The organism is Micromonospora sp. NPDC048843, assembly GCF_040649965.1.
Lineage (GTDB): Bacteria > Actinomycetota > Actinomycetes > Mycobacteriales > Micromonosporaceae > Micromonospora > Micromonospora hortensis.
Genome location: NZ_JBEZGJ010000019.1, coordinates 52,186 through 65,313 on the forward strand (window position 1 = coordinate 52,186; position 13,128 = coordinate 65,313).

General features: G+C 68.4%; 13 protein-coding genes and 4 pseudogenes. 9 read left to right on the forward strand and 8 right to left on the reverse strand.

What is annotated here, in order from left to right:
• Positions 1 to 145 precede the first annotated feature (145 nt).
• Positions 146 to 486: pseudogene (locus AB0C20_RS07310) on the forward strand (transposase family protein); the annotation flags it as partial.
• Between the two features lie 143 nt (positions 487 to 629).
• Here AB0C20_RS07310 and AB0C20_RS07315 read toward each other — a convergent pair.
• Positions 630 to 1,019: a hypothetical protein gene (locus AB0C20_RS07315; RefSeq protein ID WP_357189260.1), complete on the reverse strand. Its 390-nt coding sequence runs from the start codon at positions 1,017 to 1,019 to the stop codon at positions 630 to 632.
• Between the two features lie 178 nt (positions 1,020 to 1,197).
• Positions 1,198 to 2,364, reverse strand: coding sequence for a helix-turn-helix domain-containing protein (locus tag AB0C20_RS07320; RefSeq protein ID WP_357567587.1), 1,167 nt, complete (start codon positions 2,362 to 2,364; stop codon positions 1,198 to 1,200).
• 249 nt (positions 2,365 to 2,613) lie between these two features.
• Here AB0C20_RS07320 and AB0C20_RS07325 point away from each other — a divergent pair, with 249 nt between their 5' ends.
• Complete coding sequence (locus AB0C20_RS07325) at positions 2,614 to 3,081, forward strand: hypothetical protein (RefSeq protein ID WP_357189264.1); 468 nt, start codon at positions 2,614 to 2,616, stop codon at positions 3,079 to 3,081.
• Positions 3,082 to 3,225: 144 nt separating this feature from the next.
• On the opposite strand, the pseudogene AB0C20_RS07330 reads toward AB0C20_RS07325, so the two are convergent.
• Together AB0C20_RS07330 and AB0C20_RS07335 are read right to left on the reverse strand one after the other, a co-directional pair.
• Positions 3,226 to 3,304 (reverse strand): annotated as a pseudogene (locus AB0C20_RS07330) (IS5/IS1182 family transposase); the annotation flags it as partial.
• A 3-nt stretch (positions 3,305 to 3,307) separates the two neighbouring features.
• Positions 3,308 to 3,739, reverse strand: coding sequence for a hypothetical protein (locus tag AB0C20_RS07335; RefSeq protein ID WP_357567588.1), 432 nt, complete (start codon positions 3,737 to 3,739; stop codon positions 3,308 to 3,310).
• 1,045 nt (positions 3,740 to 4,784) lie between these two features.
• Here AB0C20_RS07335 and AB0C20_RS07340 point away from each other — a divergent pair.
• On the forward strand, positions 4,785 to 5,105 hold the full coding sequence (locus AB0C20_RS07340; protein ID WP_357189267.1) for a hypothetical protein: 321 nt from the start codon (positions 4,785 to 4,787) through the stop codon (positions 5,103 to 5,105).
• 246 nt (positions 5,106 to 5,351) lie between these two features.
• On the opposite strand, the gene AB0C20_RS07345 is transcribed toward AB0C20_RS07340, so the two are convergent.
• Together AB0C20_RS07345 and AB0C20_RS07350 are read right to left on the reverse strand one after the other, a co-directional pair.
• Positions 5,352 to 5,855 (reverse strand): anthrone oxygenase family protein, encoded by a 504-nt coding sequence (locus tag AB0C20_RS07345; RefSeq protein ID WP_238687178.1) that lies wholly within the window; start codon positions 5,853 to 5,855, stop codon positions 5,352 to 5,354.
• Positions 5,852 to 6,709 carry an NAD(P)H-binding protein gene (locus AB0C20_RS07350; RefSeq protein ID WP_357189269.1) on the reverse strand — a complete coding sequence of 286 codons (858 nt, stop codon included), beginning with the start codon at positions 6,707 to 6,709 and terminating at the stop codon, positions 5,852 to 5,854. Before AB0C20_RS07350 ends, AB0C20_RS07345 begins: the two co-directional genes overlap by 4 nt.
• A gap of 103 nt (positions 6,710 to 6,812) precedes the next feature.
• Between AB0C20_RS07350 and AB0C20_RS07355 the strand changes: the two genes are divergently transcribed.
• The 6 genes and pseudogenes from AB0C20_RS07355 (at position 6,813) to AB0C20_RS07380 (ending at position 11,445) form a co-directional block, all read left to right on the forward strand.
• Positions 6,813 to 7,772 carry an AraC family transcriptional regulator gene (locus AB0C20_RS07355; RefSeq protein ID WP_357189271.1) on the forward strand — a complete coding sequence of 320 codons (960 nt, stop codon included), beginning with the start codon at positions 6,813 to 6,815 and terminating at the stop codon, positions 7,770 to 7,772.
• Positions 7,750 to 8,670, forward strand: a pseudogene (locus AB0C20_RS07360) (IS5 family transposase). Before AB0C20_RS07355 ends, AB0C20_RS07360 begins: the two are co-directional and overlap by 23 nt.
• Before the next feature lie 44 nt (positions 8,671 to 8,714).
• On the forward strand, positions 8,715 to 9,146 hold the full coding sequence (locus AB0C20_RS07365; protein WP_357189274.1) for an ankyrin repeat domain-containing protein: 432 nt from the start codon (positions 8,715 to 8,717) through the stop codon (positions 9,144 to 9,146).
• Between the two features lie 256 nt (positions 9,147 to 9,402).
• Positions 9,403 to 10,302 carry an aldo/keto reductase gene (locus tag AB0C20_RS07370; RefSeq protein ID WP_357567589.1) on the forward strand — a complete coding sequence of 300 codons (900 nt, stop codon included), beginning with the start codon at positions 9,403 to 9,405 and terminating at the stop codon, positions 10,300 to 10,302.
• 574 nt (positions 10,303 to 10,876) lie between these two features.
• Positions 10,877 to 11,125, forward strand: coding sequence for a hypothetical protein (locus AB0C20_RS07375; RefSeq protein ID WP_357567590.1), 249 nt, complete (start codon positions 10,877 to 10,879; stop codon positions 11,123 to 11,125).
• Positions 11,126 to 11,217: 92 nt separating this feature from the next.
• Positions 11,218 to 11,445, forward strand: coding sequence for a hypothetical protein (locus AB0C20_RS07380; RefSeq protein ID WP_357567591.1), 228 nt, complete (start codon positions 11,218 to 11,220; stop codon positions 11,443 to 11,445).
• Positions 11,446 to 11,917: 472 nt separating this feature from the next.
• Here AB0C20_RS07380 and AB0C20_RS07385 read toward each other — a convergent pair whose 3' ends face one another.
• Positions 11,918 to 12,544, reverse strand: coding sequence for a maleylpyruvate isomerase N-terminal domain-containing protein (locus AB0C20_RS07385; RefSeq protein ID WP_357567592.1), 627 nt, complete (start codon positions 12,542 to 12,544; stop codon positions 11,918 to 11,920).
• Between the two features lie 369 nt (positions 12,545 to 12,913).
• A pseudogene (locus tag AB0C20_RS07390) lies at positions 12,914 to 13,128 on the reverse strand (integrase); the annotation flags it as partial.

Genomic DNA, 13,128 nt, shown 5'->3' on the forward strand with positions numbered 1-13,128 from the left:
TGGTGCGGGTCAGGCATTGAGGGCTCTTCATCGTGATGGGCCTGGTTGCGATGGGTGGCAGGCAGCGTGTGTCGACATTGGACGAGGCTCCCGGTAGTAAGACAGCCGTCGACCAAGACCCGATGCCCCAACCGGGAGCCTCGCTGTGCTGTCTCACCCGTCTGCAGTCGCGCTGTCCAGCCGCACTCTGAACCACCTGGCCGACCTCATCCGCGCCGAACGCACCCGCCGACGCGGCCGGTGGCGACGTCTTGATGCCGGCAGGCCCTGCTCACCCTGGCCCATCTGCGTAACGGTGACACCATCGCTCGGCTGGCCTGCGGCTTCGCGGTCAGCGTCACCACGGTCTGGCGGTACGTCCGAGAAGCCATCGACTTGCTCGCCACGCAGGCCGAGGACCTGAACGCGGCCGTGCGGCGCATCGCCAGGATCGCGTACGCGATCCTGGACGGCACCCTGATCCCGATCGACCGAGTCGCGCGGCGTTGACCAGCCAGCATCGTGCGGGCCTGGGCGGTCAGGAACTGTCGCCAGGTGGGCCCGGACCGCCGCGGCGCGGGGTCGATGCCGGCCTGGTGGAGGATCTTCCACACGGTGCTGGCCGCCACCGATAGCCCAGGCCGACCAGCTCACCTTGGATGCGCCGGTGCCCCCAGGTCGGGTCTTCCGCCGCCAAGCGCAGCACCAGCCCACGGACCCGGTTGTCGACGGGCGGCCGGCCCGGCCGGGCATGCGGGTAGGTCCATCGTCGGGCGACCAGCCCCCGGATGCCACCGAAGCAGTGTCGCTGGGGTGACGAAGAACGCCGACCAGCGCGGGCGGGGCAGCAGCCGCGACAACACCGCCAACACCACCCGGTCGGCGGGTTGAAGATCTGGGCGGTGCACCTGTCGGCGCAGCACCGCCACCTGATGCCGGAGTACCAGGATTTCCACGTCCTTGGCCCCACCATCGCAGGCGAGCTGGGACAACATCTGTAGAACCTGGCGAAGCAGCAGGTACATCAGCGATGTGCTCATGGCCTTCATCGTGTCGGCCAGGTCGATGTCGAGCGAACTGCAGCTCAGCCGGCGTAACCCAATTCTCGAGCCCCACAGGCCCGTCCGGCATGATCGGCTCGCTACAGGTTTCGATGCGTCTCGGTAACAAGCTGAGCTACATCAGTATGAAGAACATGGAGCTCACCCGGCTGCTCATCTAGCCGGCGAGGATCCGGGCGACGGCGGTGCTCAGCACGCGTACGCCGCGGGTCGAGCCCGCCTCCAGCCCGGTCAGGTCGCGCACCCGGGTCAGCCGGTAGTCGAGCGTGCGCGGGTGGATGCACAGCGCGGCCGCGGTGTCGAGCCGGTTCATGTCGTGCTGGTAGTAGGCGTCCAGCGTGGCGACCAGGTCGGGGCCGGCGTCGAGTTGCGCTCCGACCACCTGGAGCCACTGCCCGACCTCCGCCAGTCGGGCGGCGCCCAGCTCGGCGAAGACGTCGGTGACCGTGTACGCGTGGCGCGGCACGGCCCGCACCGGTGCGACCTCGCTGACCTGCCGGGCCAGCGCCACGGCGTCGCCGAACGCGCGCACCCGCCCAGGCGCGGTGCCGGCCGCGCACGGCCGGCCGGTCATCGAGGCCACGTCGCGGGCCAGCGCGAGCCCGCGCTCGACCGCCGGCTGCCGGCCGCCCGGCGAGCTGGGGATCAGCGCGACCACCTCGTGCGGCTCCGGCCAGCTCAGCGGCATCCAGTGCGTCTTCAGCAGCGCGCCGGCGAACTCGTCCCGCGCCGCCTGGTCCGGCCCGGGCGACCCGCCGGCCACCCGGACCACCGTCGCGACGACGTGGTCGGGGACCGGCATGTGCAGGCCGCGCGCCAGGTCGGTCGCGCTGTCGTCGCCGGCCAGCAGCATCACCGTCAGCAGCCGCACCTGGGCGGCGGTCGCCAGCGTGCGCCGCTGCCCCTCGATCCAGCCCCGGGTGTACGCGCCCTGCGCGGCCAGTCCCGCGGGAGCCAGCCAGGCGAGCGTGTGCATCGTCGCGGCGATGTCGTTCGGGCCGGCCGCCTCGTACACCTCACGCAGCGTCAGCCGGGTGTGCACGAGCAGCACCTGCCGCTGCGCGGTCAGGGTGAGTCCCTTCTCGCCGCGCTGGCGGCCCATCGCGGCCATCAGGTCCAGATCCTGCACGTGGAACGGCGCGCTGTCCGCCGCGAGGTCGACCGTGCGCTGACGGAGGAAGACCGCGAAATCGAGCATCTCCGACCGCACCCGCGGCATGGCCGCGAGGTTGCGGTATTCCAGCAGCTCCTCCTGGTAGGCGTCCACCGCCCGGTGGGCGTTGTCGGCCACTCGCTGCCGCCAGAGGCTGAACAGACCGCCCATGCCGGTCAACGGTAATCGATGCGTTCCGGCCACGCCGCCCGGTTGACGCGGACCGGACAGCCTTGCGGACATTCGCAAGAACCGGGGTACGCCGGCGACCCGGTTCTCGCAATGTCACGAAGACCCGGCCACCGGCACCCTGGAACGCTTCGCCATGGACGTCGGACGACGGCCCGGCCGGGTCGGGCGCGACCAGGTACGCGCCCCGGCATCCGCAGATCGCACAGCAAGCGAGAGGTGGTTCTGGTTATGACATGGCGTAGTCGACCCTCCGCCGGAGCACGATCCGGCATTCTCCGCGCATCCAGTCTGCTGTTGGCCGCGACGGCGATGCTCGCGGCGTTCATGGCCGCACCGTCCGCGGCGGTCGCGGCACCCGCGCCGACCGGCGACGCGGCTGTCGCCGCCATCGGAGCCGAGCGGGCATCGGCGAGCTCCGCCGGCACGTTGAGCGTCACGACGTCAACGGCCGCTGCCTCACCGGCGAAGGGCGGCGGTTTCTCGGTGATGTCGGGCTCCTGCCCGTACGCCGGGCAGTACGTCGACCCGTGGCTGATCGTGTTCCAGGGCTGCACCCTCACCGGCCAGCCGACGACCGCGGTCAGCGCCCGGTGCTCCAACGGGGCCACCCTGGGCCCCGTGCACGTGCCGCCCGGCGTCTACGACATCTATGTCGACTGCTACCCGGCGTTCTTCAGCTCGCTCGCGTTCATCTGATCGGCCCACCCGGCACGGATCCCGATGCCGGATCCGTGCCGGCGGTGCCGGTCTCAGGGCAGCGCGTCCAGGTGCGGGCCGACCGTGTTGGCGAGGCGGTTGCCGTTCGTCACGTCCCAGTTGACCGGCCAGGTCATCGCGCCGCAGGACCGACAACGGTCGGCCGCGTCCGTCGACCGCGAGGTGGATCTTCGTGCTCGGCCCGCCCGCGGGATCGACCGATGCCCTAAAGGGCCGGGTGGACTCGGCCTGGGTGTTGGGGCTCAGCACATTGTCCAGTCTCGACAGCCAGGACCAGTTCTTCAGCGCGGGCAACCGAGATGCCGTGCCGTTCGGCAATATCCGCCAGCACTGCTTCCTCGCTGACGTCGACGTTGTCCTCGGTTGCCTGGTTGAACTCGGCGTTGAGCACATAGGCCTGCTCCGACGGCACCTGACACTCATCAGGCTGCGACAGCTTGTCGCGAACGACGGCCTGATGCAGCCGGTAGCCCCGCCAGGACGCGGGGTCGCCATCGGCGGCGTCCGTCCAGCGCCCCTCGGACGCCCATTCGAACACCGCGTAGCTGGGCACCACCTCACGCCGGTCGTACGTGACAACGATTGACAACGCCTGCCACCCCTGCCCGCGATGGCTCTCCACGATCTGCGTCGCCACGTCGACGACCTGCCGACTGTCGACGGGAAAGACGCGTAGCTCGACCCGCAAGGCCAGACGGCGAGCGCCGGATCCCGAGCTGACGTCCCGACGCTCAAAGGTGTCGTAGACGGGTTGGCGCTGTCCAGGCGTCGGTAGGCGAGTCGGCTGTGCCGACGGCGTGGCCGGTTGGCTAGGTAGAGCGGTGGTGCGAGCCGGCTCAGGTGTTCGGATAGCTGGTGACGGCGTCGGTCCGGCGGCAGAGACAGCCGGAGCGGATTGAGAAGGTGACGCCTCGCCGATGATCAAACCGACAGCGGCAAGAGCGCTCGCACCGACACAGCACATGAAGAGTCCACCAACGACTACCACTGACAGGACGATTCCCACCCTCACGCCCGCCCGAAGCTGGGCCGCCCCCGGGACCACCGGCTGCACCGAGGGCCGCCCAGCAGACGGCGACGCGTCGACTCCGGGCGGGTGCTGAGCGGATGGCTCCGACGAATCGGGTGTCTGCTGCACGGCGTCTCCAGTGAGAGGGCGTACGACAATTGTCGTGACCGCCGCAGCCACATACGCTCCGCCGAACAGTGAGACAGTCACCCCCGCCGAACGACTCACTGGTCGTCGAACGTCTACCGCACAAAGCTCTACCAGCACGAAACCTGCGACTTCTACAGCCGCCGGTTCCACGCCTCCAGACTCCTCCTGCACGTATCGGCTACCGTGACCGCGGGGTTTTCGCCAGGCCACCCTCGTGGGGAACGAGGATATTTGAACCCAGTAGAACCTCACGTCGAGCCTCGTCAAGGCTTGTCATTGCTTGTCATTGCTTGTCAAAACCCCTTGTTACCATCCGTAACCAAATCGAGCTTGTCATTGATTGTCAAGAGCAGGCGTTGAGCTGCACAGACACGATCATGCACTGGTCGCTTCTTGTCACTGATTGTCAACGGCAGGCGGGGGTTTTCGGGGGGTAAACGGGGGCCGGCCGACAGGACAGCGCTGGGTTCCACCGCGCCCCGCTCCCCCACCATCGGGGGCGTGCCGTCACCAGGCGAGCGACATGCAGACCGCGAGCGAAGCCGACATCACTCGCCGGGTGAACGAATACGCCGGCCAAGTAGCAGCCGCCACGGGCAGCACCCTCGCCAATCCCGCCGCCAGCTCCGCGCCGTGCGAAACCCTCGCCCGCCTCCGCGACCAATGGCGCTCCCAAGGGTGGACCATTACCGAGGACCGCACTTTCCCCAACGGCAGCGAGGGCACAATCACCGCCACGACCACCCCTGACGACTACTCCCTCACCGTGAGTGGCACCAGAGAACCGACAGCCCTCCTGCTCCTGGTCCACTCCGCCTGCTACAAGTCCGCCGAACCGCTCTGACGCCACCGCCGCGCAGCGGGCAAGCGCTGACTGTCGTCGTGACGCCCACAAGCCCTGTGCAGGTCGTCCGGCCTCGTCTGTCAGCGTTCGCGACATCGGGCGATTGTCCGCGCCTCGGCACGACGCCCGCCAACTCCGCCGACGCCTTGCCGAGCTAGACGCACAGTGGTGACCCCCTTCATGAAACCCATAGGGACACCCCCGGGTGCCCGGAACTGGCCACCCTGCCCGCACCGGACGGCGACGTCATCGGGACGTGCCCGAGAGGTAGACCCCGAGACCAGCCAGCAACAGGCTGATCAGGCTGGCACCGGCGCGTACCGAGTTCCACCACGTCCATGCGGACGAGTAGGAAGCCCACATCCGGACCGCCTCCGCAGGATCGGTAGGCACGCCTGCGGCGTCGAGCGTCTCGTTCATCGGCACGTTAACGACCACCGTCGGGATGAACGCGCCCACCAGGTACACCCCCGCGGCCACCAGGAACAGCACACCCGCAGACCGCTTCCCGAGGATCAACAGGAACACACCGGTCACCGTGGCGGCGACGAGCGGGCCGAAGAACGTGACGAAGAACAGCGGATTCTGGATCCTCTGGTTGATGCTCGTCATGGCCCGGATCGCGGTGCCGGCGTCGGCGGCGTTCAGACCGGGCATCACCGCCACCGAAAAGGCGTAGTACACACCGGTGATCGCACCCGTCACCGCCAGGGTCGCCGCCGCCGACCAGGCGGCCAGGGTGGCGTTCATGCCCAGTCTCCACCGGGTGACGTGTCCCATGCACCAGCGGCGGCGGCGTCGCGGGCATAGTCGGTGAAGTCGCGCGGCCCGCGGCCCAGCGCCCGTTGCACACCATCGGCGAGCTGTGCGTTGCGGCCGTCCAACACCTTGCCGAACAGCTCGGTCAGCACCGCCGCGAGCTCCGCCGGCACGTCGTACCCGGCCATCACGGCGGCGTACTCCTCGGGCGAAACCGATCGGTAGCGGATCTCCCGCCCGAGCGCGTTGCCGATCTCCGACGTCGCCTCGGCGAAGGTGAGAAGCCGCGGGCCGGTCACCTCGTAGAGCCGCCCCGCATGCCCGTCGCCGGTCAGCGCCGCGACCACGATGTCAGCGATGTCGTCGGCGTCGACGAACGGCTCCGGCACGTTCCCGGCCGGGAGGATGACCTCGCCGCCGCGGATCGAGTCGGTCAGGAAGTCCTCGCTGAAGTTCTGGCTGAACCAGCTCGCCCGCACTATCGTCCAGTCCACTCCGGAGTCCTGGACCACCCGCTCGCTGAGTTTGGCCTCCTCCTCGCCCCGGCCGGACAGCAGAACCATCCGTTCGATCCCGCCGGACACCGCTTGTTCGGTGAACGAGCGGATCGTCGCGAGGGCGTCCGGCGCGACCAGGTCCGGGTAGTACACCAGGTAGACCGACGAAACCCCGTCCAGTACGGGTGCCCAGGTGCGCTGGTCGGTCCAGTCGAACGGCGGCTCGCCGACGCGGGAGCCGACCCGCACCGGCCGGCCGAGTTCGGCGAGCCGGTCCACCACCCGCCGGCCGGTCTTGCCGGTGCCGCCCAGTACGAGGATTGGCTGCTCATCAACGTTCTTTGTCATGCCAACCAGTCAAGTCGAGGGCGAGCGCACCGGGAATGGGCGAGACTCTCGATCGCATGTCCCGGCGTCTCGACCGCCCACGTCACAGGGCTAACCTGAGCGCATGGATGCGCTCGCGGGGCTGCTGAACGGGCCGAGGGCGCGTGGTGCGTTCCTGATGCGGTCGGTGTTCGACCCGCCCTGGTCGGTACGGATCCAGGATCGCGCGCCCCTCACCCTGGTCACCATGCTGCGCGGCACGGCGTGGGTGGTGCCGGACCGGGGTGCTCCGGTGCCGCTGCAACCCGGCGATGTCGCGATCATCCGTGGCCCGGAGCCGTACGCGATCGCCGACGACCCCGCCACGGCACCGCAGGCAGTGATCCATCCCGGAGAGCGCACCACCACGCCCGCCGGGGACGAGTTGTGCGAAATGATGGACCTGGGTATCCGGACCTGGGGCGAACGCGCTGACGGAACCGCGGTGCTGCTCAATGGCACGTACCAGTTGCAGGGCGAGGTCAGCCAACGGCTGCTGCGGGTCCTGCCTCATCTCCTGGTGCTGCCGGCCGGTGCACTGGACAGCCCGCTCATCCCGTTGCTCAGCGACGAGATGACGAAGGACGAGCCGGGGCAGGAGGTGGTCCTGGACCGCCTGCTCGACCTACTGCTCATCGCCGCACTCCGGGCCTGGTTCTCCCGGCCGGAGGCGGCGGCGCCCGCCTGGTACCGAGCGCACGCCGATCCGGTGGTCGGCAGGGCGTTGCGGCTGCTGCACGACCAGCCGGCAAAGCCCTGGACGGTGGCCACCCTCGCGGCCGGCACCGGTATCTCGCGGGCGGTGCTGGCCCGCCGGTTCACCGAACTGGTCGGCGAGCCTCCGATGGCGTACCTCACCAACTGGCGGCTCACGCTGGCCGCCGATCTGTTACGCGAACCGGACGCCACCGTCGGCGCGGTGGCCCGCCAGGTCGGCTACGGCAGCTCATTCGCACTCAGCGCGGCCTTCAAACGGGTACGCGGTCTCAGCCCGGCCGAACACCGGCAGGCCGTCGGGTCGCCTGACCTCACACCAGTGGGATGACCTCGCGGCCACCATACCGGTGACGAGGCGGCACGACCTGACCGACGCTCAGTGGGCGGCGCTTGTGCCGCTGCTTCCCAGGGGTAAGAGGCCGGTCGGCCGCCGAAGTGGAGTAAACGGCAGTTCATTGATGGGATCCGGTGGCGAGTGCGGGTGGGCTCGCCATGGCGGGACGTGCCGCAGTGCTACGGACCTTGGCAGACGGTCTACGGACTGTTCCGTCGCTGGCAACGCGCCGGGGTGTGGCAGCGGATCGTCGCCGGGCTGCAGACCCGCGCCGACGCGGCCGGTCTGATCGGCTGGGATGTCAGCGTCGACTCGACCATCGCGCGGGCGCATCAGCACGCCGCAGGCGCCCGCACCCAACCCGAGCGGCAGAAGGAACCACCCGGCGGAGTCGAGGACGAGCCCGCTGATCACGCCCTGGGCCGGTCGCGCGGCGGCTGGACCACGAAGGTGCACCTGGCCTGCGAGCAGGGCCGCAAACCCCTGGCGATGCTGGTGACCGGCGGGCAGCGCGGCGACAGCCCGCAGTTCAGCCGGGTCCTGGCCTGCATCCGGGTCCCTCGGGCAGGCGGCGGCCGACCCCGCACCCGACCCGATCGAGTCTTGGCGGACAAGGCATACAGCTCACGCGGCAACCCGGGCGGAACTACGCCGACGTGGCATCCCGGCGACCATCCCGATCAAGATCGACCAGGTCGCCAGCCGGCGCAGGAAAGGTGCGAAGGGCGGCCGGCCACCGACCATCGACCCCATCGCCTACCGCCAGCGTCACGCCGTCGAGTGCGGCATCAACCAGCTCAAACGCCACCGAGCTATGGCCACCAGATTCGACAAACTCGCTGTGCGCTACCAGGCCACGCTCCACGTCGCCGCGATCAACGAATGGCTCTGAAGGTGCCACCCGTTGGACCGCAAAACTTGCCTACCCTGAGGACCGTGAACAAGCGACAGCGAAAGAAACTCATCAAGCGCCTGATGGAGGCGGTGCTCCGCGAAGACGCAGCGATCGCCAACGCCGCCCTGCGCGTCGGAGCGGACCCCAACGCGGCCGACCGAGAGGGCACGACCCCGCTCTACCAGGCTTCCGTGCACGGCGCGGTCGATCTCGTGCGGCTCCTTCTTGCCGCTGGCGCTGCGCCGGACACCGAAAGCGGGCACGGCCGGGAGGGCACGCCCCTCTGCGCTGCGGCGGCCTGGGGACATACCGACGTCGTGCAAGAGCTTCTCGCCCACGACGCAGACCCGAACCTTCGCGAAGACCGAGGAACCGGCTACTCACCCCTGGACTGGGCGCTACGAGGCGACCACTCACAGACAGCCAATCTGCTCTTGGCCGCTGGCGCCTACTCCGCCGCCGCTGACATCTGAAACGCGCCCTAGTGCTGCCGCCGACACGTCGACTCCCACGCCACGCCAGACGAACGGTCGGCGCCCCTGGGCCGCCAATGAGCGTAGGGGTCCCGGATGGCGGCCCTGTGCGGGAATGCTCACCGGACGGGTCCTGCCGCGCACAGGCCATCTGAGCTGTGGCGTCCCGTATGAGGTTCCTTGGTCCCGATGGCGCAGACCGGGCACCGCTAACGGACTGGACCTCAATTGCGGTTGAGGTTTTAGGGTGTGGGTCATGCCAAGTGCCGAGATGGGAACGCGTTTATCCATGGGTCGCGATACTTTCGGCCACCAGGGATTCGGCGCGATGAGGTTGCGCGATGGAACCGCCGACGGCACCGACCGTGACCCGGTGGCGGTCGTCCACGCCGCCCTTGATGCGGGCGTCACGATGGTGGACACCGCAGATGCCTACCAGAATGAAGAGCTGGTCGGCCGGGCAATCCGAGGGCGCCGTGATGAGGTGCTGCTGGCCAGCAAATTCGGGTTGGTATGGCGAGGTGAACTCGCCGGTGGCTTCGACGTACGGGCTGACCGGTCGTACGTGCGGCAGGCGAGCGAGGCGAGCCTGCGACGGCTCGATGTCGACGTCATCGACCTCTACTACCTGCACCATCGCAGTGAAACGGTCCCGATCGAGGAGACCGTCGAAGCCATGGCCGAACTGGTCAACCAGGGGAAGATACGCGCCCTTGGCCTGTCCAACGTGACGGCGGACGACCTACGCCGCGCACACGCCGTCCACCCGATCGCGGCGCTACAGGAGCAGTGGTCACTGGTGCAGAGCGACATCGAGCAGGAGCTGCTGCCTACCGCGGTTGACCTCGGGGTGGTCATCGTGGCCCACTCCCCAAACGGTCATGGACTCCTCCACCAGCCTCCGAGCACAGCCGACGAGCAAGTAGCGAGCGGCCTACGCGCCGCACTGGGCGAAATCGCCAGTAGACACGACACTACGAGCGGGCAAGTCGCACTGGCCTGGGTGCACCACCGGCAGCAGGCACACGGTGTGCCGGTCATCCCGATCCCGGGGACCACCAGCGTCCGCCACCTGCGTTCCAACGTCGCCGCGGCCGACCTAAGCCTGTCCGACGACGACCTGCGCCGGCTCGATACCCTCCGAGCTGCGTCGTGAACCGCACACCGTGTCCGGTAGCGGATCGTCTTAAGGGGCGGTTTGGACGGGCTTCATGCTCAACATCGCCAGGCTCCCAACTCACCGGGAACCCAGCCGCGCTATCGCCCACGCTGCCCCGGACTGAATGAGGATGCAGTCCAATGTCGGCATTGAACATCCGGTCATGCCGCAGACAACGGGCGGGGCGGCTTCGAACGCCGCTCGTAGCACCATCGCCGACTACGTGCGGTAACCGAGAGCAGCGACAGTCAACCCGTGTTGGGACAGGTTATTGCCGTCCCGGTGGAGCCGATCTCGTCTGCCATAGCCGCGAAGGTGTAGCGCAGCATGTGTACGCATCCTCAGCACCCGGATTCCTGTGGGCTGGGCCAGGTGCTTACGCGGGTGCGAGGCGGTTTGCCGGTCCATCCGCACGCCGTTGGGTTTATTCAGCTCGTCCGGCTTGGCAGCGAAGTGCGATGGGTGGCCAGGGCGGTGGCGGTTTCGACGGCTGACACGGGCACCCCGCTGCGCAAACCGCACGCTGGAGCAACGGACGGACGAGAACGCTGCCGACGCCAGACGGCGCGTCATGCAGTCCGGCCGGCTGCTGCGGATGCGCGCCGACGCCGCCGGCCTCCTGGACGACTTCAGCCACCAGGTACGAACCCGCTACCCGCACCCCGTCGCCTACCGCTGGAGCAGGGCACAGGTCCTGCTCTCAAACGGCGCCGACGGGTCGGCGTACTACGCCATCCTGGAAACGGCCGAGGTCCTGCTCTGCGCGGGGTCGAGGTCGAGGATCTGCCCGCCGCCATCGCCGACGCCCACGCCGACCTGACCACCCTCCTGCAACGGGCGTCGTTCCTCGCCGATCTTCCCCTCGTCCATGTCAATCGCATTCACTGGGACTCTCTCCGCAAGGTCGCACGGGTGGAGTTCGAGGAACTGACCGGAGACAACGTGCTGGTCCCGGTGCGGGAGCGGACCTACAGGTCTAGTGACCTGGAAGCCGGAAGCCTCTACCTGGCGACCGACGACGGCCGTCTGCATCTGCCTCGCCCGTTCCTTATCCGCCAGCGATGCGCGAAGTGCCGCGGCTGGGAGACCCTCCACATCGACAACTTGCCGCACATCGCCACCGTCCGATCAAGAGTCTAGAACGCGGCCACACCATTCAGGATCCACAACTGTGGGACGCCTTCGAGCATGTCGGGCTCGTCGAGCGGCCGGGCAGCTGAGCCCCAGCCGCCCGCCGGCGTTCCCTGAGACATGATCGATCCCTAGTCGACGACAACGAGAGCGGCAAGCGCACGCCACTGGGCGAAGGGCAGGCCGTCCTGCCAGTTGTCGGTCGTCGCCGTAGGCGTCGTCACCGGCGACCCATTAACAAGACAGTCCACCGGCCCACCGCGGTGCGATACCCAGCGCGTCAGCTGCGGTTTCGCCGAAGCCAACGCTGTCGGGCGGGCGTCCCGGCCACATCCGGTGACGTCCTGCCGAGAGATTGTCACTTGGGCCCATCCGGCGAATCTGCGAATGCACTGTCATCGGCATGACAGCGCACGGCTCCAGGCGCTACCAACGCGCGACAGCGGCAGATAAGGACCGTGCAGAGCGAGCGCTCCACCAGCTAGAGGGCGGAGATGGAGGTGGGAGCTCGTTCTTGCCGAGCTAGCGCGCGTATCACGTTCAGGGAGCCGTGTCGCCAGGCCGCGAGGCTGCTCAGCAGGTGGATTGTCGCTTCAGTCGCTGTCTGCGGCATCGGTGGGGTCGGCAAGCCGAGGCTGACTGCTAGGTCGTCGGTGTGCACGACCAGCTCCATGACCCGGGTCAGCAGGAAGTTGTCGACTTCTAGGCCCCAGTCGCCGAGGTCCACGATGCGGTCGGGCGGTTGCGCTGTCACCGTGGCACCCAGGTCGGTCAATGCCGTATCGACCGCGTCCGCCAGTTCCCTGGGGCTCGTCGCTGTAGCTGTCTGCTCGCTGCGGCGCCGGATGTCGATGTTGTCGGCACTGTCCATGCCTGAAGTCACCCAGGCGTTGCCGGTGAAGTGCTCCAGCACCGAGATCGCCGATTTTCCTGGTGGCGCGGCGAGGAGCGTCACGGTCTGAGTGACCTGGTTGGCCAGATGGCGGGCGAGGCCGCCGGTGGAGAAGTCCGGCAGGGCGCTGGGCGAGGACCATTGCTCGGCCAGTATCGGATTGCGCAACAGGGCCAGGGCGGCCTCGGCAGCATCCAGGAACGCGGGTCGGATCATCGAGTGCACGATATGGCCGCACAGGAATCGTTGTCATCCCCCGCACGAGTCAGCGAGGAGCGGCTCCCCCTTCCGGATCTGTGATCATCGGCATCCGAACACCGAGCCGCGCGTCGCTGGCAGACCATCCGTTAAGCAACGTCACCAATCGGAACGTCCGCCGGTCCTCCAGGCGTCACGAATGCCGATCAAGCGATCAGCGGGAGGCCAGCTACCCCGATGCAGCTCTGTACGACAAGTCGTACCGGAATCTGCACCGGAGCAAGTGGGCCGCACCCAGCCCCACTCGACTCAGGTCCGCCGATCGACGACAAGAGCAACACGGTCGGCCGGGCCGACTCCCGGCCCAGCCGACCGTGTTGCCCGCGTCTACACCCCTTTCCCGATGCCCAGTTGCACCTGGATCTCCTGCGCCCGTTCGGCCGCCGCGCTGGCGCCGTAGTGGCGAGGCATGTCCTCCGAGGTCCAGCCCAACAACAGCATCAGGTCGCCGGTATTTCCGCCGGCACGCTTCCACTCGTGGGCGAAGTTGTGCCGCCAGCGGTGGGCGTGCACATTCGCCACACCAGCGGCGAGACCCAACC

Excerpts from the sequence above, each read along its gene's own strand:
- AB0C20_RS07370 (WP_357567589.1), top strand. The coding sequence starts at position 9,403 with ATGCCAAGTGCCGAGATGGGAACGCGTTTATCCATGGGTCGCGATACT.
- AB0C20_RS07340 (WP_357189267.1), top strand. The coding sequence starts at position 4,785 with ATGCAGACCGCGAGCGAAGCCGACATCACTCGCCGGGTGAACGAATAC.
- AB0C20_RS07375 (WP_357567590.1), top strand. The coding sequence starts at position 10,877 with ATGCAGTCCGGCCGGCTGCTGCGGATGCGCGCCGACGCCGCCGGCCTC.
- AB0C20_RS07320 (WP_357567587.1), bottom strand. The coding sequence starts at position 2,364 with ATGGGCGGTCTGTTCAGCCTCTGGCGGCAGCGAGTGGCCGACAACGCC.
- AB0C20_RS07355 (WP_357189271.1), top strand. The coding sequence starts at position 6,813 with ATGGATGCGCTCGCGGGGCTGCTGAACGGGCCGAGGGCGCGTGGTGCG.
- AB0C20_RS07385 (WP_357567592.1), bottom strand. The coding sequence starts at position 12,544 with ATGATCCGACCCGCGTTCCTGGATGCTGCCGAGGCCGCCCTGGCCCTG.
- AB0C20_RS07315 (WP_357189260.1), bottom strand. The coding sequence starts at position 1,019 with ATGAGCACATCGCTGATGTACCTGCTGCTTCGCCAGGTTCTACAGATG.
- AB0C20_RS07350 (WP_357189269.1), bottom strand. The coding sequence starts at position 6,709 with ATGACAAAGAACGTTGATGAGCAGCCAATCCTCGTACTGGGCGGCACC.
- AB0C20_RS07345 (WP_238687178.1), bottom strand. The coding sequence starts at position 5,855 with ATGAACGCCACCCTGGCCGCCTGGTCGGCGGCGGCGACCCTGGCGGTG.
- AB0C20_RS07325 (WP_357189264.1), top strand. The coding sequence starts at position 2,614 with ATGACATGGCGTAGTCGACCCTCCGCCGGAGCACGATCCGGCATTCTC.